The organism is Bradyrhizobium sp. SZCCHNS2022 (assembly GCF_032377575.1).
GTDB lineage: Bacteria > Pseudomonadota > Alphaproteobacteria > Rhizobiales > Xanthobacteraceae > Bradyrhizobium > Bradyrhizobium aeschynomenes.
This window is the reverse complement of sequence record NZ_JAUHHZ010000001.1, coordinates 4,117,322-4,138,460: the sequence shown is the minus strand read 5'-3', so window position 1 is coordinate 4,138,460 and position 21,139 is coordinate 4,117,322. Positions and strand designations below refer to the sequence as shown.

The following is a 21,139-nucleotide window of genomic DNA, read 5'->3' as shown; positions in this document are numbered from 1 at the left end:
AGCAGGCGCGCCCGGCGCCGCTGCAATGTCGCACGCCTAACGAGGTGCTCGAAGCGGTGTTGCAGCTATTGCCGCACGGGCGCGCATGGCAATCAAACGAAGGCGGCCCGTTGCCGGGGCTCGTGCGGGCCTTTGATCCCGGCGTGTTCGATGATCCGCCGTTCCAGACTAGAAGCCGGGTGCCGAGCGGCCTGCTCAGCTTCTGGCGCTCGATCTCGACCGTCGTCGCATTCATCCTGCAGCGCTATTGCGATCTGCGGCTTGAGTTTTGGTGCGCGACGCACAAGGAAACGCACGATCTATGGATGATGGAATACGGATTGCCGGACTCCTGCGATCCGTTCCCCGATCTCTGCACCAAGGTTGCCGCGCTCGGCGGTGCGACGTGCGAATACTACGCCGAGGTTGCGGCGCGGGCCGGTTGGTCGATCACGTGCGAAAACATCAACAACGATTGTGGCGGCATGGCCGGCACGTTCCAGGCGGGTTGTAGTTGGCCGGGCGGGCAGATCGGCGGCGCGCGGCTGTTCATCGTCGTCAATCTCAACGAAAGCCCGGCCTACACGGCGCCGGTGGAGGTGCTGCCTTATGCCGGGCACATGCAAGCCGGCGGCGGCCTCGCCTGCGATCCTGACATCGCGCCTCTCAAATGCATCCTCGATCGCGTCGTGCACGCGCACATCGAGGTCACTTATCAAACCATCGGGGGATAATCCGAAATGACCGATATTCTCGGGCCGTCGAACGCGCGTTTCACGGTGACGCAGCGTCCGGCCGAAACGCGCGTGTTCGGCGCAAATGATACTTGGTTCGCCGACTGCTCGACGGAACTCGCCAACGACGGCACCCGCGTCATGGCGTCGTGGCTGAACGCGATCATTGCGCAGTTGCGCAACGGTGCGCGCATCAACGGAGCTCTTGCCGCCGGCGGCCCTGTCGTGACGGAGGACAACTCCGATCAGATGTTCGCGAATGCGATGATGTATCTCATTCAGCGCGGACAGACGAACTACGGCGACGACACGGGCACCGCCAACAATCTCGTGGTGAACCTGTCGCCGCAGCCGAAAGAGCTCAAGAAAGGGCAAATCGTCGTCGCTACGGTGAAGTTCACCAATAGCGGCCCGACGGTGCTCAATCTCAACGGCCTCGGCAATAAGGCGGTTGTTCGATCGGACGGCTCGGCGTTGCAGTTTGCCGATATCATCGGCGGCTCGATGCAGGCTCTTGGATGGGACGGCAACCGCTGGCAACTGCTGTGGATGCAGCGCCAGCCCGGATCGCCGATCTATCTGCAGGCTGCGCAAGACTACTATGTCTCGAATACCGGATCGGATGCGAACGACGGACTCACCTCGGGTACCGCCTGGGCGACGCTGCAACACGCAATGTCGTTCATCACGCGGTTCAATTTGAATGGGTTCAACATTCAAATTCACGTCGCGAACGGCAACTATGCGGCGCTTCGCTGTCAGATGATGGCGGGCTCGGGCTTCGTCTACTGGATCGGCAACCACGCCAACCCGCAAGCTTGCGTCGTGACCGGCGTCAACGTGACTGCAATCACGATCGTCAATTGCGGGCAGGCGCATCAATTCGACGGCTTCTCGGTATCGGCGGGCGGAACGTTCGGCGGCTCGGGCGCCCAGGACGGAATGAACGGCGTGCAAGTGTCGGGCGCCGGCACCTCGACGACGCTCACAAACTTCAATTGGGGCACGTGCGGCGGCTCTCACCTCGCGGTGTCGCAAGCCGCTGTCGTCACCTATGCGGGCGCGATGAGCGTGAGCGGATCGCCGCAGGGCGGCAACCCGGTCATGACGAGCGGGTGGCATGTCTATTGCGCGAATGATGCGATCATTCAGCAACCGAGCCTGACGAGCGTTTCGTTGACGATCCTCGCCTCGATCGTGTGCGGCAACGGCGGCGGTTGGGTCGAGTGCTCAACGATGTCGCTCGTGCAGATCGTCTATTCGTCGATCGTCAACGGCGGGGCCGTCACCGGGCAGAAGTTCTATGTTGCGAACTATGCGGTGATCTCTGTCGTCGGCTCCGGTGACAATCATTACCCCGGCTCAAGCGCAGGCGTGCGCGGTGCGAATGGTACTTACGGCTAAGGAGGCCGACTATGACGTTTCGTTTCACCCCGGCGGATTGGTATTGGCTCGCGGACGATGGGCGGGTTTGGTCGAGCAGGGTCGCCGCGATCGTGCCGTCGAACGATCAGGCATATATGGCCTGGGTCGCCGCCGGCAATGGTCCGTCGCCCTGGCCGACTGATGCGAGCGGCGCGCAGACATCCGCGTCTCTGCAAGAGGTGCTCTCACCCTATGGGTTGTGGGCCGATCTCAAAGCCTACGCCAACGCCAAGCAATGGGCCAAAGCGAGCGGCGGTTATCTGGCGACGATCGGCGACGCGCAAGTGCCGATCTCGACATCGACGGAAAGCCTCGGCCTGATCGCCGGCAAGGTCGCGCGGCTGCAGCAAGCCAACCCGCCCGCTTCGGTGCAGTGGCAGACCGGCGAGTCGAGCTTCGTCACCATCGCCGCCGCCGACTTTATCGCCGCCTCGATCGAGATCGCGGATTTCGTGCAAGCGACGTTCGACAAGCTCGCGGCGGTGATGGCGAAAATCGACGCCGGCGTGATCACCACATTCGCGCAGGTTGACGCCGGCCTCGCCTAACGCGCGCGTCGAGCAACCATCCAACTAACAGGGCCGCCCGGTTGGGCGGCCTTTTGCGTTCATGACAAGGGCGGGTCTGCGATGTCCATCAAGCACAAGAAAACTGTTTTCGCCGAGGACGGCACCGATCCGAATGCGGTTCATCCGTCGGATTGGAATGACGAGCACGTGCTCGACGGCCTGCTCGCCCTATGGGCCGGGCTCGCGCCTGTCGCCGGTACGCTGCCGATCGTTGCCGCCGACGGCTCGGGCGCGCTCGCGCCGATCTCGGCGCCGGCGCTCGCGATGCTGTCCAAACTGACGACGGCGGCGATGTTGACGGCGATCGGCGGCGTCGGGCCGGACAGTCCGAATTTCACCGGCGTTCCGACGGCGCCGACGGCGGCGCTCGGGACGAATACCGGGCAGATCGCCACCATGGCTGCGCTGCAAGCGATGCGCTCCGATCTCACCGGCGGCGCGCCGGCGTTGCTCGACACGCTCAAGGAATTGTCGGACGCGATCGGCGCCGATCCGAATTTCGCGGCGACGATCACGACGGCGCTCGGCAACCGCCTGCGCGTCGATGCCGCCCAGGCGCTCACCTCGGCGCAGAAGGCGCAGGCGATCGCAAACCTCGCGCTCGCAACGGTGGCCGTGTCGGGTGCCTATGCAGACTTGACCGGAAGGCCGACGCTCGGCACCGCCGCCGCGCTCAATGCCGGCACTGGCGCCAATCAGCTTGTGCAGCTTGATGGCGCGGGGAAGTTGCCGGCCCTCGACGGCTCGGCGTTGACCGGCGTCGGCGGTAGCGTGAGCTACACCGCCGCCCAGGCGCTCACCGACGCGCAGCGGCTGCAGGCGTTCGCGAACCTCGGTTATGTGCCCGAGTGCGGCCGGCTCAAATATGTGAGCGCGACGGCGCTGAATTTTGCGCCAACCAAGCAAGGCGATCTGATCAAGATCAATGGCTCGATCTATCGCATCCCGGCGGCGGGCATCGCGGGGCTTGCTAATACGGGCGTATACGTCAACGGAACGGCCGGGCAAAACCTTGCGGCGGGCACGCTCTATTACGTCTATTGCTTCGCTAACGCGGGGGGGCCGACGGCCGATTTCAGCACGACGGGGCACGCAACGAGCGGCACGGCGGGCAACATCGGCACCGAGGTCAAGAGCGGCGACGATACGCGCACGCTGATCGGAATGGTTTACACCAATGGAAGCGCGCAATTCAGCGATGCGCTTACGGCGAGTTGGTTCAATCGCCGCACCCGCACGCTGTCCGGCGCGCTCCTGTCGTCGGTCAGTTCGCCGGGTGCCTATTTCACAGAGATCGCGCCCGCGACCGGCCTCTCGGCGCCGGGCGCGCGGTGCTACTTCCTCGCGTGGGCCGATGAGAATACGCCGCAGTTCTCGTCAATGTTGAACTACTCAACGACGGCAACAACGAACATGGGTTGCCAGATGGCTTACGGGGCTGGTGCGAACGGCACTTTGAACGCCGTTGGCGGGAGCACCGTGCAATACACCAACAACGCGAACAACCAATGTGTTAGCGCGGTGGCAACTGCGCCGTTTGTCGAGGGCCTCAACTACGCGACGGTGCTCGGCGGAAACAATGCCGGCTCGGCGACTGTCTCGGGACAGGTGATCGTCACGGGCATTCGGGGCTAAGCGGATGCGAACCTATCTCGCTTCGCTCGCGCTCGTGCTGGCGCTGGCGAGCTCGCCAGCGCATGCGCGCCCGCATCACCATCGGCACCACCATCGCGCGGCCAACGTCAACGAGCTCGGTCAACCGTCGGCTTGCGTTGGCATTCAATGGTGCGGTTGCTGGTTGCGGCTGCACCTCGGCATCGGCGACGCGCGGCTCAATCTGGCGCGCGCCTGGGCGTCGATCGGTGAGGCCGTGCGCGGCCCGGCCGCCGGCGTGGTCGCGGTGTGGCCGCACCATGTCGGGCTGATCACTCAAAACCTCGGCGGCGGAATGATCCGCCTTCTATCCGGCAACGATGGCAACGCGGTGCGCGAGCGGGTGCGCTCGACGCGCGGAATCATCGCCTTTCGAAAGGTCTAGCCATGTTCTCGCAATCCATCATTGACGCAATCACGGCCGCCGCGACCAAGGCCGGCATCGAGCGGCCGGCGTTGCTCGCGCTCGTCGAGGTCGAAACCTCGGGGCATCCGTTCGAACAGGACGGCCGCACGCCGGCGCTCCTCTATGAGCGGCATGTCGCCTGGCGGATGGCTGCGGCGGTGTCCAAGGCGCTGCAGTCCGCCTTCGCGGGCGCCGGCCTCGCCATTCCGAAATGGTCCAAGGCGACGCAGTACAAGGATCAGGGCACGAGCGCCGGCCGGCTGGCGCTGATCGCCAAGGCGCGCGCCGTCAACGAGGAGGTTGCCAATCAATCGGCATCCTGGGGCCTCGGGCAAACCATGGGCTTTCTGCACGCCGAGCTCGGCTTTGCCTCGGCCTGCGCCATGGTCGAGCACATGACCGGCAACGTCGCCGGGCAGATCGAGTGCATGATCGGCGAGCTCCGTCGCAAGGGGCTGATCGACGAGCTCAACGCGCATGCCTGGGCGCGCGTCGCGCTCGGCTACAACGGCAAGGGCTACCGCGCCAACAACTACGATGTGCGGCTCGCCGACGCCTATAAGCGATGGGTGCGCAAGCTCGCCGGCGGCGCCGTGGTGGCGCCGGATGACGTGCCCGCCGACGACATCAAGGCGGTGCAGATCAAGCTACGCAAGCTCGGCTATGCGGCCGTTGGCAATCCTGATGGCCGGTTCGGCGTCAAGACGGTCGGCGCGCTGTCGGCGTTCCAGGCACATGAGGGATTGCCCGTGACGGGCAAGCTCGACGCCGCGACGCGCGAGGCACTGAAAACCGCCGAGCCGATCGAGGCGCCGCGCGATCGCAAGCTCGCCGACGCGCCCGAGCTCAAGGCGGCCGGCTCGCGCACCATCGCGGCGGCCGACAAGGGCTCGCTGATCGCCTGGGCGAAAGGTATCGCCGGCACCGTGCTCGTTGGCGGCGGCACGGCTGAAAAGGCCGGGCTGCTCGATCAGGCGCAAGACATGATCGACAAGGCGAACCAAGCCAAGGGCGTTGTTGACTCGGCTGGCGAGCTCGCCCGTGCGGTGTTTTCCGGCGGCGCGCCGATCGTCGTCGGGCTCGTGCTGATCGCCGGCGGCGTGGCGGCGTGGTTCCTGTTCGCAAAGATCAAGGCGTATCGCGTCGCGGATCACAACAGCGGGGCGCACGCCGGCCCGATCGTCGAGGGCTGACACATGATCGCATCATTGCTCTGGACGCTCGCCGGGCTCGCCGGCGCCGGCGGCGGCCTGTGGATCGCCGCGCTGTTCGTGCCGACGGTTGCGGCGCTGCTCAAGGCGGCGCTCGACTTTCTCAAATCGCCGCTCGGTACCGTGGCCGGCCTGCTCGGGCTCGTCGCGGTGCTGTACGTCGCCGGCTGGATCGCCGGCGACGTGCACGGCTCGAATGCGGTGCGCTCGGCGTGGCGCGCCGATGTCGCGGCGAAAGCCAAGGCGGCGGCGGTGCGCGAGCTCGCCTTGCGCGCCGACATACAGAAGCTCGCCGATCAGGTGCTCGCCTATGACGGCGTTTTTTCCAAACACATCGACGATAAGGTTTCAACCTATGTTGCGAAAACTCCTGATGTTGCTTGTCGTCGCGCTACTGATGCCGACGTTGGGCGGCTGCTTTCTATCCGCTAATCCGCCGCCGCCGGCGCCGGCGTCGCCGCCGCAGATCATGCCGCGCCAGTGTCAGCGCGTGTTGCGTGAGGTGCCCGATCCCGGCGTCAAGGTCGGCGACGATCTCGGCAACGTCGCCGCCGGCTACCGCGCGGCCTATCTGAAAGCCAATCATCGCATCGTTGCGGGGCGGACGTGCGACGATCAGCAAGCCGTTGCGATCGAGCGGGGGGCCAAGTGATGCCCGGCGCGCCGTTGGATCACGGCGCCCTCACGCAAGAGGTCTTGAACCTCAAAGAGGGGCACGGCGAGTTGCGAAAGGAATTTCGCATGCTCGACGGCAAGGTCGATGCCGGCTTTTCTCTGCTCGCCTCGAAGATCGACGCGGGCCGGAAGATCGAATGGACTCCGATCAGCATCATGGTTTCGGCGCTGCTCGCGATCGGCGCCGCGCTCTACTACCCGGTGCGCGAGGCGATTTCGGAAAGCAAGGCGCAAACCGAGCTCGCGCGGCGGGAACACGAGGCGCGGATCATCAAGCTTTGGGATGCGACTAACGCGACATCGCGCGAGCTCGAATTTCTCAAAGGGCAATTGCACCCGCTGCAGAAGCCTTAAGGCGGCACGGGCAAGGGGCACACTCACACATGACTGAATTGAGCGACGCCGAGCTCGCGAAAGCGGCTGCGGCATACAAAGAGCATGGTTCGGAGCGCAAGGCCGCGCGCGCGCTCGGCCTGTCGAAAACGGCGATGCATGAGCGGGTGAAGCGTGCAGCGGAAAAGGGGCTGCTCGGCTTCAAGCCGGTGTTGCCCGGCTATGAGCTCAAGCGATCCTCGGCGCAACTCGACAAGGCCGGCAACGTCGAAAAGGAATGGGTAACGCAGCACAAGGAAAGCGGCCCGGTGTTCCAGATGGCGCCGGGCCAGATCCTCAAAGGGGCCTCGGCGTTTGTCGATGCAGAGGGGCGCATCCGGCATCAATGGATCAAGACGAAGGCCGATAGCGCTGCGCCGAAACTGATCGAGGCGCTCAAGGCCGAGTTCAGCGCCTATGACGGCCGGGCGCCGATCATCCGCAAGCCGGTGAGCACCGATCGGGATTTGCTCAACGTGCTGCCGATCGCTGATCCGCATATCGGAATGCTGTCATGGGGCGAGCAGACTGGCGCCGACTACGATCTCAACATCGCGCGCAAGCGGGTGTTGAGCACATCGGCGGAGGTGATGAGCCGTGCGCCGCGCGCCCGCGAGTTGTTGATCGCGAACCTCGGCGACTGGTATCACGCCAACGATCAGCGCAACGTCACGCCAAAGAGCAAGCACCAACTCGACGTTGACGGGCGTTGGTTCAAGGTGCTGCGCACGGGCGTCCGGCTGTTCATTGACGTGATCGAGCTCGGCTTGCGCCGGCACGAGCTCGTCGAGGTCGTCAACATTCCCGGAAACCACGATCCCGAGGCCGCCGCCGCCCTGGCGCTCGCACTGTCGTGCTTCTATTCGCGCAACAAGCGAGTCAAGATCGCGTTTCCTTCCGATATCTATTATCGGCAGTTTGGCGCGACGCTGCTCGGCTGCGCGCATGGCGACAAGGCGCCGCCCTCGCGCATGGCAATGGCGATGGCTGTCGATCAGCGCGAGGCATGGGGCCGCACGGCCTATCACTGGTTTGTGTACGGCCACATTCACAACGAGAAAGTTGACACGCACGGCGACGTGCGGGTCGAGTCGTTCTCGACGATCGCCGACAAGGACTCGCATGCGTTCGGCGGCGCGTGGCGCTCGTCGCAATCGTTGCAACTGATCACGCTGCACAAAAAGGACGGTCCCGAGGGCCGCGTGATCCGCAACATCCCGCCGCCCTCGATGAGGCGCGCGGCATGAGCAAGCGCCGAGACGGTTATCAGCAACTCCAAGACGGCGAGTGGGTGCGGCCGGTTCGGCGAGGTCTCGTCGATCAATGCTGCGATTGCGGCCTCGTGCACGTGATCGAGGACGGTGTTTTGTATTTCAGGGCGCGACGCGATCGCCGGCTCACCGCCGCCGCTCGCCGCGTTAAACGCAAGAGCAAAGCGAATGGCAAGAAAATGTAGCGAACCGACCGGTTGCGGCGCGCTGAGCTGCAATGACCCCGCGTGCGACTACGGCAGCGAGCCGGCGCCGACCGACAAGACAAACAACCCGAAAGACGCGTTCGGAACGCTCAAGGCGTGCTTGTCGTGGCTGCCGATGGAAGTCGTTTTTGAGGTGGCGCTCGCGCTTGCCGAGGGCGGTTTCAAGTATGGCGGGCATAACTATCTCGTCGCCAAACCGCGCGCGAGCGTCTATATGGACGCCTGCGACCGGCATCAATTCCAGTTCTGGAATCTCGGCGAGGATTGCGACGCTGAAAGCAAGGCGGGCTTGCATCACATCTCGAAAGCAATCGCCTCGTTGATGGTGTTGCGCGCCGCGCAAATTCATGGCCGATGGATCGACGACCGACCACCGCGGGCCCCCGCCGCCTTTCTCGACGACCTAAACAGCAAGATGAAGTTGCTTGCAGAAGCGTTTCCCCAGCCGGTGGCGCGCTATCTCGACGCCGGCAAGCGCGGCCCTGGGCGTACCGTTGGCTAGTCAATTTCGTAAATATTACTTCTCGGGTTAAGGCGGACTCGTAGAATGATCCAGGCGGCGACCGCGACTCGGAGTTCGTCTTTTGTTCTATTGTCTGTTGCTTTCGGTGCCGGCTGCCCGGGCAAGTTGCCGAGAGAGCACAAGCTCCGCCTCGGTTGTTAAAATGCCCGCAGGCTGAAGTGCACGAATGTTCCGCCGATGAAGGGCAAAGTTCTCGGCGGCAGCGAATGGTGAGGTGGTTCCGACGGCACGTGGGGACCTTCCTGGGCGGCGAGGTACCGGCCGGGCCGGCGCTGCCCCAAGATGGTCACCCTTTCTACACTGAGCGCGGCTATAATGGTATGCAGGGTACAGAACGTTAACTATTGGGTGGGCTGTCATGGCTCGAGTTATCCGGATACTGTGGCGTCTGGATTTTGACGTGAGCTACGCCTACTTGGACAACAGAGGCTCCGCTCTGCGGGTACTCAACGAAACCGTTGGCGGGTTTTGGAATGAGTCAGGTCCTGCGACCGTTCCTCTTTCCTTTGCTGCCGAAAGGACCGAGCGCGACATCTCGCACACCCATTTCTCGTGGGAAATTGACAGCTTGAACGGCAGCATAGAGTGGCCTGTCGGAATTGATATTGAGCGATTGTTCGAGAGCCCTCTGTTTAGGGCGACCGACCGGATTGTGAGAGAAGCACTGAAGCTTGCGGATGTGAGGGTCCTCAACCGAGCCGGAGTCCGGCTCGTTTGCGTGGAGCAGTTCGCGGAAAAAACCGGCCGTTCCGCCCGAGAGAGGGTATGCGAAATTGCCGTTCCGGTGTTCCGGGACGGATTAGAGCGGACGCTTGGTCGAACGAACGACGTGGCAATGGTCTACGAGGGAAAGAGTGACGACGGACTCGGGTTTCGGGTGCAATTCGGCCCTTACGTTCGCAAAAACTCCGAAATGGCATTTGCCATCAAGTGGGGAGATGCGAGCGAACCTCTTGGGGGAAATGACTTATTTTTCGACATAGATATTTACGAGACGAAATTATCTTTCTCGGAACACTCCCTGTTCAGATGGAGCTCGACAAAGGTAGCCAAAGCTGCCAATTTTATTGAGTTTTGCCGCAAAGCGCATTGACTAACGGATTTGCAAAATGATGGCTCAAAGCGCTCAGCTCGATCGGAACCAGATCCGGACCGCACATCGCGCGGGTGGTGTGCCACGGCTAACCGAGAGCGGAGAGCGGGCGCCACCCTCTTTGCTTGTTCCTGAGGGGACCCTAGGCCCGCGAAATCGGCCGATTGATTCACCTCCTGCGGGTTCAACACACATAGAGCCCTCAGCTGATGTCGTTCCTGAGCAGGGAATTGCTGGCGTGGTCTCCCAGGTTTATGAGGAAACCATTACTGTGCAGTGCCGTGTAGGCGGCCAGGATATTGAGATCAACTTACCAACTGTTCTTTTCCCTCCCGAGCTTCGGGCCTACGGTCGGACAATTTCGGTCTCTCTAGATCGAAGTGGCGGCTATCAACGTCCGGTAGTACAGGCCCGGTCACCTTCCCCACGTGAGCTGCTTCCCAGCGAAGCAGAATTGGATGCGTGGATAGATACCCTTTGAGCGCTGATGCTTGGATGTTGACGATCCACTTTAATGCTAACTATTCACGTTCTGAACGTCGGGCACGGACACTCTGCAATTGTTGAATTTGACAACGGTGCCGAGAAAGTGTTCGGCGTTGTTGATAGCAATGTGCCGAAGGGAGAAACCGAACCTCGTGCGCTCACGAAGCTGCGCCAACTGGGCGCAAAGCGTCTTTCGTTTGTTTGCCTAACGCATCCGCATACTGATCACTTTAAGGGTCTCTATCGGATCATCCAGGCCTACGACGGCTCGATAGACTATTTCTTCTCATGCCCCTTCGGGGGGCTGATCCACAACCGTGCACGCCTAAAGAAGCTCGCTGAAAAGCTGCGGGAAATTAAAAATTCGTCTGAGGGAGAGCCGGTAAAGGAAGCCGTGGAACTCCTTAGCATAATAAAATGGGCAGACGAAAGGGCGAGAGCCCGCTCGCTTGATTGGCACGAATGCGCCGGAGAATACTTGGCGCTTGGACCAACCGGCTTTAGCGGCGTTTCGATCGCTACGATCCTTCCTCCCAATCGAGCGAAAGGTGGATACATCCAACAGATCGAGAGGCAGGACGGTTTTGTCCTAAACACCTTTCGTGAGAACGAAATCAGTCTTGCCTTGCAGTTCTCTTACGGCGGGACGGCGATCGTTCTTGGGGGTGATGGTACCGTCGCGAATTGGAGAGATCGAAGGCGTTGGGAGACGAACACCGAGGCGCCTATTATGGCATCTGTGGTCAACTTACCTCACCACGGTTCACGCCGGGATTGCCCGGATGATGTGTTGGCCCAATTGTTCTCGGTTCAAGGCGATAGGGCCGGCATCACCTCTGCCGATGGGCATAGCCACCCCAGCATCGAAGTAATCAAGTGGATGGAGCAACATGGAGTGAAACCATACTGCACCAACCTTATCCCTCAATGTGGCGCCAACGCTCAAAAGCTCGTTAGTCTTCCAAACCTCGACCCGCGATTGCAGCGCTGGATACGCGAGGTCGCGACGGGCGTGGATACTGTTCAGCCTTGCCAAGGTGACGTGTCGATCGTGGTCGACGAGGCTGGGAATACCAGCCTTGAGCGGCAATACAAAAATGCTTGCGCATATCGCGGGGACTACGCGGCTTTCGGGGGGCCTCAAATGACAAGTTCATCGTGATCGGACAGGGAACAGCAATCTAGTTCCTTGAACGCGCTGGGCGGATTGTGGGCGCATCTGTTCGTCATTTGGCGCCAAAATGCGTCGTGAGATGCATCTCGAACCTAAGGCGGCGAATGGAAAAGACGCTTCATTTCAAGGGCTTGATGATGGGCGCACAAGGGATCGAACCTTGGACTCTCCCTTGTTAAGGTAGGGGAGACCCGCACATGTCGTTTTGCAATTGCGTTGGTTCTCGCCTTGGGGTGCGGCGGCTGGGCGGATTTTGACGACCCGGACGGGGGAAAGTATCGGCTTAGAGCATTCAATTCCCCTGTTGATAGCTCTGACAGACGTCGGCGCGTACGCCAACGGCTGGTAGCATTGCGGAAGAATACGCGCCCAACTTAGCGGAGGCTTTATGTGCAAGTGCAATCAGACCGACGCCGATTCTCTTGGGCGTCGGACACTATCCCCAGGCGACGCCAAGCGCGAACGAATCGCCGAGGCGAGAACAGAGCGAAGGAATGCCATAGATGAGGTTGAGCTAGCTTGCCCTGAATTCCCGGACTGACAGATCTAGCGCTCGAATGAGGGCGCAACTGCCAAGGCTAGAGGATATCGGCGCGTGAGCATCGGTAGTGAGTTTAAAGCGTTTGCTGGCGCTTTGAGAGCGGATTTTCTGGCCGCGATGAGCGGTAGCTTTAGTGTGCCGTTTGCCGCCGTTTCGGTTTTTGCCGACCAGAAGTACCAACCTCTGATCTGGGCATTTTTAGCGTATTCCGCGCTAATCTACGCTGCATTCCGATTGTGGCGAACGCAACATTTGCAGGTGCAGGCGTTAGGGATGCGACTTGCGCGGGAGGAGGTATTTCGCCGAAATGTTGATGTGGGCGAGGCTGTCGCTTTTCTTTCGTTAGGTGTTTGGGGCAAGAGATTTTCCGACGTGGATGCAGGCGGTGCTGAGGCGAGATCGCGCGCAAGTGAAGCGTTAGAGGCATTCCTACAAGGCGCTGCGGACGGTGACTTTCCTGTCTGGGGGAAAAGGGGGCGGAGCGCGATTTGGGAGGATATCCCTGCGAAGTTCTGGCTCTCTCATCAAATTGGCTGGTCAAGCTTATTGGGTATGCAGCCTGCTACCGAACGGCGTAAAAGTTCGGTTGATATCGATAGTTTGCTCGTGGCGAGCAAGGGCTATTCATTTCTCATGACAAGCCGCGAGGCCGTAGAACGGCGTGCGGAGCGTGATCACTCCCATCGCTAGGGCGCCTCCTCGCGGCCGGCTTCAGAGGCTTCGCCGCAGCGCGGCACGGATCCGCCCGGCGAGTTCGCGGCACATCGGGCGAAAGGCAGTGGAAAGCCGCCACTTTTATCCGTCGATCAAAACGGCGGGCAATTTGAGCCGCGGTTGACCCAGGGATCGCCGGGGCCGACTTCTATCCAGACGATTGAAGGCACCTTGTAGTAGGCTGCTAGTCCCTCGGGTACCTTTGCTGTACGTCGAACCACGAAGTTGTTGCCCCAATTTATGCTCAATGTATCTTCGGGATCATTCCCATGAATAGTGATGCCATTTTGGTCGCTAGGGGTGAGGCGAGGTGCATCAAGGTCGCGAGCGTTGTTTGGCCCATCTAGCCATATCCCCGGTCGTGTCTCCGGGCGTGGTGTAACTCGGTATAGCAAAGCCGTCCGCCCGCGCGCTCCCCCATAGCGCCGTAGCGGGTGGACGGCTTTGCGGTGGTCACCGGCGATTGCCCGGTAGGGTCGGGTTGCTGACACCAACCTGATTCGAGGAACCACCGATGACCGACGAGATGATGAACCTTCGCGCGCTCGTGGAGAAGGCCCCGGACGCGGATCTTCTGCGCGAGATGATCGGCTTTGCAGCCCAGCGGTTGATGGAGATGGAGGTCGCCGGGCTGACCGGAGCCGCCTATGGCGAGAAGAGCTCCGAGCGTCTGGCGCAGCGCAACGGGTACCGTGACCGCACCTGGGAGACGCGCGCCGGTGCGGTCGAACTGCGTATTCCCAAGCTGCGCAAGGGAAGCTACTTCCCGGGCTTCCTGGAGCCGCGCCGGATGGCTGAGAAGGCGCTGACGGCCGTGATCCAGGAAGCCTACGTCCAGGGCGTCTCGACCCGCTCGGTCGACGATCTCGTTCAGGCGATGGGGATGAGCGGCATCTCCAAGAGCCAGGTGAGCCGGCTCTGTGGCGAGATCGACGACAAGGTGAAGGCCTTCCTCGCCCGTCCGATCGAGGGCGACTGGCCGTATCTGTGGATCGATGCCACCTACGTGAAGGTGCGCCAGAACGGGCGCATCGTCTCGGTCGCGGTGATCGTCGCGATCGGCGTCAACAGCGACGGCCGGCGCGAGGTGCTGGGTATGGACGTCGGCCCATCCGAGGCCGAGACGTTCTGGACTGCGTTCCTGCGCAAGCTCGCCCGCCGAGGTTTGCGTGGCGTCAAGCTCGTGATCTCGGATGCTCACGAGGGTATCAAGGCCACCGTCGCCAAGGTGCTCAATGCCACTTGGCAGCGTTGCCGCGTTCACTTCATGCGCAACGTTCTCGCCCATGCCGGCAAGAGCGGACGTCGCGTGGTCTCCGCCTTCATCGCCACGGCCTTCGCCCAGGACGACGCCGAGGCAGCCAAGGCGCAATGGCGCAAGGTCGCCGATCAGCTTCGTCCCAAGGTGCCGAAGCTCGCTGCCCTCATGGATGACGCCGAGCCTGACGTGCTCGCCTATATGAGCTTCCCGGCGCAGCACCGCGCCAAGCTGCACTCGACCAATCCAATCGAGCGGGTCAATGGCGAGATCAAGCGCCGTACCGAGGTCGTCGGCATCTTCCCCAACGAGGAAGCCATCGTCCGTCTCGTCGGTGCGATCCTGCTCGAACAGAACGACGAGTGGGCCGTCCAGCGCGCCCGCTACATGACGCTGGAAACCATCGCGCCTTTGAGCGATGATCCAATTGCTGGCCTGCCCGCTGTGGCAGGCTGACCAGCTCGGCCCGCACCGGATTGCCCGGTGACCCACCGTGCCAGCTACACCACTCTGTGGGACACGATCATATCCCCGCTTCTTTGACGCTGGTTGGATCGAGCTTTCTCTGCTGCGACAAACCGATCGAAAAAGTCGCGAATAGATTTTTCCTTAGCTGCTCGTTCTCCTGCGCTCCAGTAATAAGAATGCCGGCCCCCTTGGGAGAGCGAGCCCAAAACGCTTGCGCGGCAGAAACCAGATTGAATGCGCAGGTGGTGCCGAATACCTGAGGATAGGCTGCAGTTTGCTTAGAAGGTTGAGCTAATTGCTCCAATCGACGGTTGGCATTCTGCTCTGCCGAGACAGCAGCATTCGTTTTCTTGATCTCCGCATCGAGCGCCTTCTGGACCGGGTCTAGAGATTTCGCAATCGCCTCGTCTAGCTGGGCTTGCGTATAGCCCTGAGTTGGAGCGCGAAGGCTTATCCAAGTCTGCCATGCGACAAGCAGCCATGTCAGGGCGGCAATCCCAATCATCACCGGACTTGGGTATCTGGACGGCAGAAGTTTGTTTTCTAGGGCGAAGCTGGTGCCGATAGCCATCCCCACGAATCCAAGGATCACGAGAGAGAGCGTGAGGTTGCCAGCGAGCGAGCCGGTGAGCCAGGCGATGATAGAACCACCAATCAGCGCGACCGGGATCGCTAGCCATGCAATGATTGTGTAGAAAAGCTTGTCGTGGGGGTGCAAGCTATTAGCGGGTTCAGGAATCGACATAGTGTTGCACTTCCTTCCGTTGTGCGCGGGCAAAGGCGTGTGCTGCCGCGAGGGCCGTATCCGGGGCGGGGCGGCCGGTGATGGTGGCCCGGCCGGGGTTGTCGTCGAAGTAATAAAATCGGCTCACGCGGACCTCATAGCTTTCGGCGTGCCGGATCAGCCGAACCGTTGTTTGTTCTGCTGTCGTTTTCGTCGGTGGGCTGTCTCCTCGCGTCCCGCCTTCGCCGAGCGCGCACGCAATCTGCGCAGCGAGATCGCGGCATGCATCAGGCGAAAGCAGCGGAAAGCCTTGCTCCTGTTTCCAGGCGCGAACGATCGCCAGGGCCTTATCGTGGTGCTCGCTGGTCATACGGCGGCGGCCTTCGATGTCTTGCGCTTCTTCCCGCGCGGTTGCGGCGCGTGGTCCTCGCTCGGTCCGTCCTGCACCAAGCTATCGAGTGTCACTTTCAGCGCGTCTGCCAGCTTGCGCAGGGTTTGAACGTCGCCGCTTTTGCGCCCGACCTCGATCTCGGAAAGGTAGCCTTGCGTGATACCCGCACGTCTGGCGAGTTCATCTTGGCTCAAGCCGCGCTTCTTACGGAAGAATGCAAGCGGCGTTTTCGCCGCAAGAAATGCATCGACCTCGGCGCTACTAAATATTTCTTCCTTGCCGCTCTCCACGCGAGCGATCGAGCGGCGCAGGGTTTCCGCGTCGGCGGCGTCTTCGTTGGCTGCAGCAATCAGCTGATCGTATTCCTTGCGGGACAAGATCACGATGTCGTCGCCTTGCGGGGTTTTGGTCATCACGGGCATGTCGGTGTGTCCTTAGTCATAAATCCCGCCGCGCGGGCCGATGTCGTGAATGGTGATGGTGTCCGCAGTCTCTGTAAACAGGACGCGAAAGTCTTGAACGCGCAACCGCAAACGGTCGCTTCCCACCAGCGCCTTGACATTGCGCGCTTGGACTGGTGGGTCTGCCGCATACTGCTCGATCTTAGACCGGATCAGCTTAGCCCTGTTGGCATGGCGCTTAAGGGCGGTCATTGCGGTGAGGGTGTACGCGATCGTTTTCATAGCGATAAAATATCGCTCATAGCAATATTTTTGTCAATTGCTAATGGCGATATTCGCGCCGAGGCGCGCAGGAAAGTTTCAATGGCGTCGGGGAGCATGGTAACCATGCACCGTGGAAACGAAAGCTGGGAGGACGGCAACCGGCCTTGCGCTTTGTCTCATAATGGGGGGCGGGCGCGTTTATCCTTGTGGGTGTCCGCTCGCAATCTCAAACCAGGCCTGAAGCGGAATGCTGGCCAAGGGCTGCCTTCGGCCCTTAGCGGACATGCGGTCTCCGTCGCAACCGTCCGCTTGTGCAGAATGAGCGGACACGGCCGCCCCGTCGAAGGGGAATGAACCGAGGAGTACGGCGCGGCTGCCTTGAATGTCGGATGCTCTCCGAATCCTAAGCCAGCTTGGCCGCAAACACTGAAAAGGGCAGGCATTTTGGGGAGGGGCTTTGATGGAGTCGGACCCCCGCTACCAACTTTCCCCACACTCCCTTGATCGTTGCCTCGATATGTCTCTCCGCAGATCAGCGGGGCGCGACGATGGACATGCGCGCGCCACCCGTGCGGCTGTCATCCCTTCGACACAGCGGCCGTCCTCAAAAGTTTCGGATGGCTTCGGCAGCTTCCCTGTCGTCCGTGTCCGGACTTGTCGTCGCGGCGAGTGCCGTTCGAAGGTCGTGTTGCAAGGCCGCGGCGACGGTGACGGCATGATCTCGGATGTAGAAATGATTGCCCGGAAACATCCGAACGATGCAGGAACCCGCGGTCTCGTTGCGCCACCCGCGGAGATCGGTCACATCGACCTCGACATCATCGAGGCCGCCATAGGCGACGATCGGAACTGACAGGCCGCCGCGCCTCTCCGGCACATAGGTCTCGCAGGCACGAAAGTCGGCGCGCAGGATCGGAAGCAGCAGGGCCATGAGATCATCCGCTGCGATCACCTCGGGTGGGGTCGCGCCGAGCTCGCGCAGATGCGCAATGAAGTCCGCATCCGTGGCGTCATGGATCGCCCGCGTTCTTCGTGCTGTTCCCGGGGCCCGATGTCCGGACACGGCGAGCAGCGCAGGCCGTGAGCCGTAACGATGAATGAGACGATGACACAACTCGAACGCGACCAGGCTGCCCATGCTGTGCCCGAACAACGCGTAGCGCGATCGACAATCAGACGCGATCGTCTCCGCGACGTCGTCCGCAATGCGTGCGATCGACTCAAGCAACGGCTCGCGCATGCGGGTTCCACGTCCGGGATAGTCGATGGAAACAATCTTGATGTCGGGATGGAAGATGTCCTGCCACGCTCCGAACACGCGACCGCTTCCGCCAGCATAAGGCAAGCAATAAAGAGAAATCGTTGCACTCATGTGTATCTCATTGTGCGTAGTTGATGATGGGGAACGTCTGGTGTCGGCATGAGTTGCAGCTTCTCACTTCGATCGTGGTGACGTTGCCGTTGTTTGTAAATGTTTTGTGGTGATGCGCTCTGCGCGATGCCTTCGGCGGTTCAAAAAAACGTTAGACAGAGTTTACAACCTAAAGTGCATTCCAGCTCTACATTGGTATTGAAGTAGGGGGAGAATCCTGTATTAGTGAAGATACAGGGCGAGCTAACAGGTCCGATCGCGCTCTTCGCGAGTCGTTCCTTCTTGCTCGGCTTGCTGGCCGATGTGTTGCGCTTCGTGAGGCGCGTGTTGCAGCGGTCAGTGATAACAAGGAGGTCAAGCTCATGCATGCCAATGCGAAGCCGACGGCGCCGGCCGAGGAAGAGTTCGTCGTCGTAGTCAACGATGAGGAGCAATATTCGATCTGGTTCGCCGAGCGGGCGATTCCCGAGGGCTGGCGCGCAGTCGGGATGCGCGGATCGAAGGCCGAGTGTCTGAAGCATGTTGACGAGGTTTGGACCGATATGAGGCCTCTGAGCTTGCGCCGTCGCATGGCGGAAGCGTCATAGCCTCGGCGTCTGCCCGCACCGCCGTGATCCCCGCTGAAGTTGGATCGGTGATGCCCGCAGCAACGTCCTGGCGTTTCACATCAATCCGAGTGTCGCTGTTCGGCGTCAAGCCGCGGGCGTGGCTGATCCTGGTGGGTGGATCGGTGGTCTGCGCGTTGCGTTGGCGTGACGGCGGTCAGGGGCCGCGCCCCGTAGGGGTGTTGCGGCAGGGTGATGTGTTGCCTGCGAGTAACCGATGTTCGCCGTACTGCCGGCGGACGTAGTTGTGATGCGTTCGGCTGGGGACAAGGCCGATGATGAGATCCAGAACTGCAGTGACCAGCGGTGCCGTGAGTGCGGGTGCCGCGACAATGGCAGAAGCGCTGCGGTTGAGCGCGCGAGCGATGCCTGACCGGGCCGCGTTCCGCTTTCTGCCCGCGGCGTCGGAGACGGTCGATACCAGCTATGCCGAGCTTGATTGCGCGGCATCGCGCATCGCGGGGCGGCTGCGCGAGGCGGGACTGAAGCGCGGCGACCGGGTCTTAATGGTCTACCCGCCCGGGCTCGAGTTCGTGAGCGCGTTCTTCGGCGTGCTCTACGCCGGCGTCGTGGCCGTGCCGCTTGCCCTGCCGCGTCGCGCGGGCGGCGGCGGCGCGATCGCTGCGCTGATCGAGAATGCCGAGCCGGCGATGATGCTGACATCGGCGTCGCTACAGTCACGGCTCGATGGCCTGGTGTCCGCTTCGGGCCGTCCGCTGAAGACCCTTGCGACGGATACGCTTGCGCTCGAGGGCGTTGACGAGAGCGAGCTGATCGCCCCGTCCCCCGACGATCTCTGCGTGCTGCAGTATACGTCCGGCTCGACCGGGCTTCCGCGCGGTGTCGCGGTGACGCATGGCAATGCGGCGCGCAACGCGCTGCTGCTCGGCCATCAGGCCGAGCTCGATACTGGCTCGGTGTGGGTCAGCTGGGTGCCGCATTTCCACGATCTGGGCCTGTTCGGTAGCATCTGCACCTCGCTCTATCACGGCGCGACCGCGGTTCTGATGCCGCCAGCGGCCTTCGTCGCACGCCCGGTCCGCTGGCTCGAGGCAATCTCGCGGTTCGGCGGCACGATCACGATCGCGCCGAACTTCGCCTACGATCTCTGCCTTCGGCAGGTCGCCGAAGAAGATTGCGTCGGTCTCGATCTTCGGCACTGGCGTGTCGCCGGATCCGGCGCCGAGCCGATCAATCAGCAGACAATGGATCGTTTCGCCGACCGCTTCGGCCCCTATGGGCTCGATCGTCGCGCCATGTGTCCCTTCTACGGGCTGGCCGAAGCGACGCTGCTGGTGTCCGGCGGGCCTGTGTGGGGCGGGCAGTCGGCACTGACCGTCTCGCACACGGCGATGAAGCGGCGCGAGATCGCAGATGCCGGATGCGCCGATGATACATATAGGCTGCCGTCATGCGGTGTGCCCAGCCCCGAGCATCGCATCCTCATCGTCGACCCGGACACACGGCGGCTCTGCGCGCCCGATGCGATCGGCGAGATCTGGATCGACGGCTCGACGACCGGGCCGGGCTACTGGCGAAATCCGGATGAGAGCGCGCGCGTGTTCGGCGCGCATCTCGCCGGCGGCGAAGGTCCGTATCTGCGGACGGGCGATCTCGGCGTCATGCGTGACGGTACGCTCTATGTCTGCGGGCGAATCAAGGACGTCATGATCGTCAATGGCCAGAACGTCTATCCGCAGGACGTCGAGCTGACGGCGCGCGAAGCCGTTCCTGAGATCGCCGAAGCCGCCGCGTTTACGACGCCCGATCGCGCATCCGAGCGGCCGATCCTGCTGATCGAGCAGCCGAGGCGCGGCTGGCGCGACACTGCAGCCGTGCTCGAGACCGTACGGGCCGCGGTGTCGGCGCGGCATGGCATCGAGCTGTCGCGCGTGGTCGTGACGCAACATCGGCTGTTGCCGAAGACGTCGAGCGGCAAGATCCAGCGCTCCCGCGCCCGGGCGATGCTGGCCGAGGGATCGCTGCCGATCCAGGCCGAATGGAGTTCGGATCTGGATGAGGCCGCCGTAGAGGAGCAACGGCTCGATGCGGTCGAACTCGTCATCGCCCTGAAGGGGCAGACGAGGTCGCAGCAGGATCGATCGATCGAGGACTATCTGCGCGAGGTCGCGCGCGATCTGGCCGGCATCGACGCCGATCGACTCGCTCCGGACGATCCATTGATGACGTTTGGCGTGACATCGCTCGGGCTGATGCGGATCAAGAGCAGGATCGAGAGCGACTTCATGGTGCGGATCGATTCGGCAAGGCTGTGGCAGGACTGCAGCCTCGCCGAGCTCGGACGCGAGCTGCAGGCGCGTCTGCTGGTCTCTCCGCTGTGGGCGGAGGCGGACATGCTGCGGGGTCTCGCTATGGAGGTCGCCAGAATGGACGACACCGAAGTCGCACGCGCATTGGGTGCAGGCCAGACCTGACCCTTCGCTGATAGTCCTTCGCGACTATCCAACAAGATCACCGATCGGTTGACGTCCTCGGGGGCAGTCACGGAACGGTGTCGCCCAAAACACAATCTAAAGTTGTAAAAGTGTTGGCGCCGGATCGAGCTTGTCAACTCCGGATGTCGGAAGTCTCGAAAGCGTTACACCCAACAGAAGCAGGCGATC

23 protein-coding genes are annotated in these 21,139 nt (G+C 62.0%); 18 read left to right on the top strand and 5 right to left on the bottom strand.

What is annotated here, in order from left to right:
- Nucleotides 1–44: 44 nt before the first annotated feature.
- From QXZ94_RS18485 to QXZ94_RS18410, 16 genes are all read left to right on the top strand, one after another.
- On the top strand, nucleotides 45–713 hold the full coding sequence (locus QXZ94_RS18485) for a hypothetical protein (protein ID WP_315721619.1): 669 nt from the start codon (nucleotides 45–47) through the stop codon (nucleotides 711–713).
- Nucleotides 714–719: 6 nt separating this feature from the next.
- Complete coding sequence (locus QXZ94_RS18480; protein ID WP_315721618.1) at nucleotides 720–2,117, top strand: hypothetical protein; 1,398 nt, start codon at nucleotides 720–722, stop codon at nucleotides 2,115–2,117.
- Between the two features lie 11 nt (nucleotides 2,118–2,128).
- Nucleotides 2,129–2,686: a DUF4376 domain-containing protein gene (locus QXZ94_RS18475; RefSeq protein WP_315721617.1), complete on the top strand. Its 558-nt coding sequence runs from the start codon at nucleotides 2,129–2,131 to the stop codon at nucleotides 2,684–2,686.
- A gap of 81 nt (nucleotides 2,687–2,767) precedes the next feature.
- Nucleotides 2,768–4,342 (top strand): hypothetical protein, encoded by a 1,575-nt coding sequence (locus QXZ94_RS18470; RefSeq protein WP_315721616.1) that lies wholly within the window; start codon nucleotides 2,768–2,770, stop codon nucleotides 4,340–4,342.
- A 4-nt stretch (nucleotides 4,343–4,346) separates the two neighbouring features.
- Complete coding sequence (locus tag QXZ94_RS18465) at nucleotides 4,347–4,745, top strand: hypothetical protein (protein ID WP_315721615.1); 399 nt, start codon at nucleotides 4,347–4,349, stop codon at nucleotides 4,743–4,745.
- A 2-nt stretch (nucleotides 4,746–4,747) separates the two neighbouring features.
- A complete protein-coding gene (locus QXZ94_RS18460; RefSeq protein ID WP_315721614.1) occupies nucleotides 4,748–5,959 on the top strand; it encodes an N-acetylmuramidase domain-containing protein in 1,212 nt (403 codons plus the stop codon).
- A 3-nt stretch (nucleotides 5,960–5,962) separates the two neighbouring features.
- Nucleotides 5,963–6,409 carry a hypothetical protein gene (locus QXZ94_RS18455; protein ID WP_315721613.1) on the top strand — a complete coding sequence of 149 codons (447 nt, stop codon included), beginning with the start codon at nucleotides 5,963–5,965 and terminating at the stop codon, nucleotides 6,407–6,409.
- A complete protein-coding gene (locus QXZ94_RS18450; protein WP_315721612.1) occupies nucleotides 6,351–6,629 on the top strand; it encodes a hypothetical protein in 279 nt (92 codons plus the stop codon). The genes QXZ94_RS18455 and QXZ94_RS18450 overlap by 59 nt, the downstream gene beginning before the upstream one ends.
- Complete coding sequence (locus QXZ94_RS18445) at nucleotides 6,629–7,006, top strand: hypothetical protein (RefSeq protein ID WP_315721611.1); 378 nt, start codon at nucleotides 6,629–6,631, stop codon at nucleotides 7,004–7,006. Before QXZ94_RS18450 ends, QXZ94_RS18445 begins: the two co-directional genes overlap by 1 nt.
- Before the next feature lie 29 nt (nucleotides 7,007–7,035).
- A complete protein-coding gene (locus QXZ94_RS18440) occupies nucleotides 7,036–8,271 on the top strand; it encodes a hypothetical protein (protein WP_315721610.1) in 1,236 nt (411 codons plus the stop codon).
- Nucleotides 8,268–8,480: a hypothetical protein gene (locus QXZ94_RS18435; RefSeq protein WP_315721609.1), complete on the top strand. Its 213-nt coding sequence runs from the start codon at nucleotides 8,268–8,270 to the stop codon at nucleotides 8,478–8,480. The genes QXZ94_RS18440 and QXZ94_RS18435 overlap by 4 nt, the downstream gene beginning before the upstream one ends.
- Nucleotides 8,464–9,003: a dATP/dGTP diphosphohydrolase domain-containing protein gene (locus QXZ94_RS18430; RefSeq protein WP_315721608.1), complete on the top strand. Its 540-nt coding sequence runs from the start codon at nucleotides 8,464–8,466 to the stop codon at nucleotides 9,001–9,003. Before QXZ94_RS18435 ends, QXZ94_RS18430 begins: the two co-directional genes overlap by 17 nt.
- A gap of 421 nt (nucleotides 9,004–9,424) precedes the next feature.
- Nucleotides 9,425–10,117, top strand: a complete 693-nt coding sequence (locus QXZ94_RS18425; RefSeq protein ID WP_315721607.1) for a hypothetical protein — start codon at nucleotides 9,425–9,427, stop codon at nucleotides 10,115–10,117.
- 514 nt (nucleotides 10,118–10,631) lie between these two features.
- Nucleotides 10,632–11,765: an MBL fold metallo-hydrolase gene (locus QXZ94_RS18420; RefSeq protein WP_315721606.1), complete on the top strand. Its 1,134-nt coding sequence runs from the start codon at nucleotides 10,632–10,634 to the stop codon at nucleotides 11,763–11,765.
- A gap of 607 nt (nucleotides 11,766–12,372) precedes the next feature.
- Nucleotides 12,373–13,008, top strand: coding sequence for a hypothetical protein (locus QXZ94_RS18415; RefSeq protein ID WP_315721605.1), 636 nt, complete (start codon nucleotides 12,373–12,375; stop codon nucleotides 13,006–13,008).
- 538 nt (nucleotides 13,009–13,546) lie between these two features.
- The gene (locus QXZ94_RS18410) at nucleotides 13,547–14,746 is read left to right on the top strand and encodes an IS256 family transposase (protein ID WP_315721604.1); all 1,200 of its coding nucleotides are present in this window, start codon (nucleotides 13,547–13,549) and stop codon (nucleotides 14,744–14,746) included.
- A 67-nt stretch (nucleotides 14,747–14,813) separates the two neighbouring features.
- Here the strand turns inward: QXZ94_RS18410 and QXZ94_RS18405 are convergent, their stop codons facing one another.
- The 5 genes from QXZ94_RS18405 to QXZ94_RS18385 form a co-directional block, all read right to left on the bottom strand.
- Nucleotides 14,814–15,503 carry a hypothetical protein gene (locus tag QXZ94_RS18405; protein ID WP_315721603.1) on the bottom strand — a complete coding sequence of 230 codons (690 nt, stop codon included), beginning with the start codon at nucleotides 15,501–15,503 and terminating at the stop codon, nucleotides 14,814–14,816.
- Nucleotides 15,490–15,852 (bottom strand): hypothetical protein, encoded by a 363-nt coding sequence (locus tag QXZ94_RS18400; RefSeq protein ID WP_315721602.1) that lies wholly within the window; start codon nucleotides 15,850–15,852, stop codon nucleotides 15,490–15,492. The genes QXZ94_RS18405 and QXZ94_RS18400 overlap by 14 nt, the downstream gene beginning before the upstream one ends.
- Nucleotides 15,849–16,295 (bottom strand): helix-turn-helix transcriptional regulator, encoded by a 447-nt coding sequence (locus QXZ94_RS18395; protein ID WP_315721601.1) that lies wholly within the window; start codon nucleotides 16,293–16,295, stop codon nucleotides 15,849–15,851. Before QXZ94_RS18395 ends, QXZ94_RS18400 begins: the two co-directional genes overlap by 4 nt.
- Nucleotides 16,296–16,307: 12 nt before the next feature.
- Complete coding sequence (locus QXZ94_RS18390) at nucleotides 16,308–16,556, bottom strand: type II toxin-antitoxin system RelE/ParE family toxin (protein WP_315721600.1); 249 nt, start codon at nucleotides 16,554–16,556, stop codon at nucleotides 16,308–16,310.
- A 586-nt stretch (nucleotides 16,557–17,142) separates the two neighbouring features.
- On the bottom strand, nucleotides 17,143–17,910 hold the full coding sequence (locus QXZ94_RS18385; protein WP_315721599.1) for a thioesterase II family protein: 768 nt from the start codon (nucleotides 17,908–17,910) through the stop codon (nucleotides 17,143–17,145).
- Between the two features lie 362 nt (nucleotides 17,911–18,272).
- On the opposite strand from QXZ94_RS18385, the gene QXZ94_RS18380 reads away from it, so the two are divergent.
- Entirely contained in the window at nucleotides 18,273–18,497 is a 225-nt protein-coding gene (locus QXZ94_RS18380; RefSeq protein WP_315721598.1) for an MbtH family protein, read from the top strand.
- A gap of 383 nt (nucleotides 18,498–18,880) precedes the next feature.
- Nucleotides 18,881–20,950 (top strand): AMP-binding protein, encoded by a 2,070-nt coding sequence (locus QXZ94_RS18375; RefSeq protein WP_315721597.1) that lies wholly within the window; start codon nucleotides 18,881–18,883, stop codon nucleotides 20,948–20,950.
- Nucleotides 20,951–21,139: the final 189 nt, after the last annotated feature.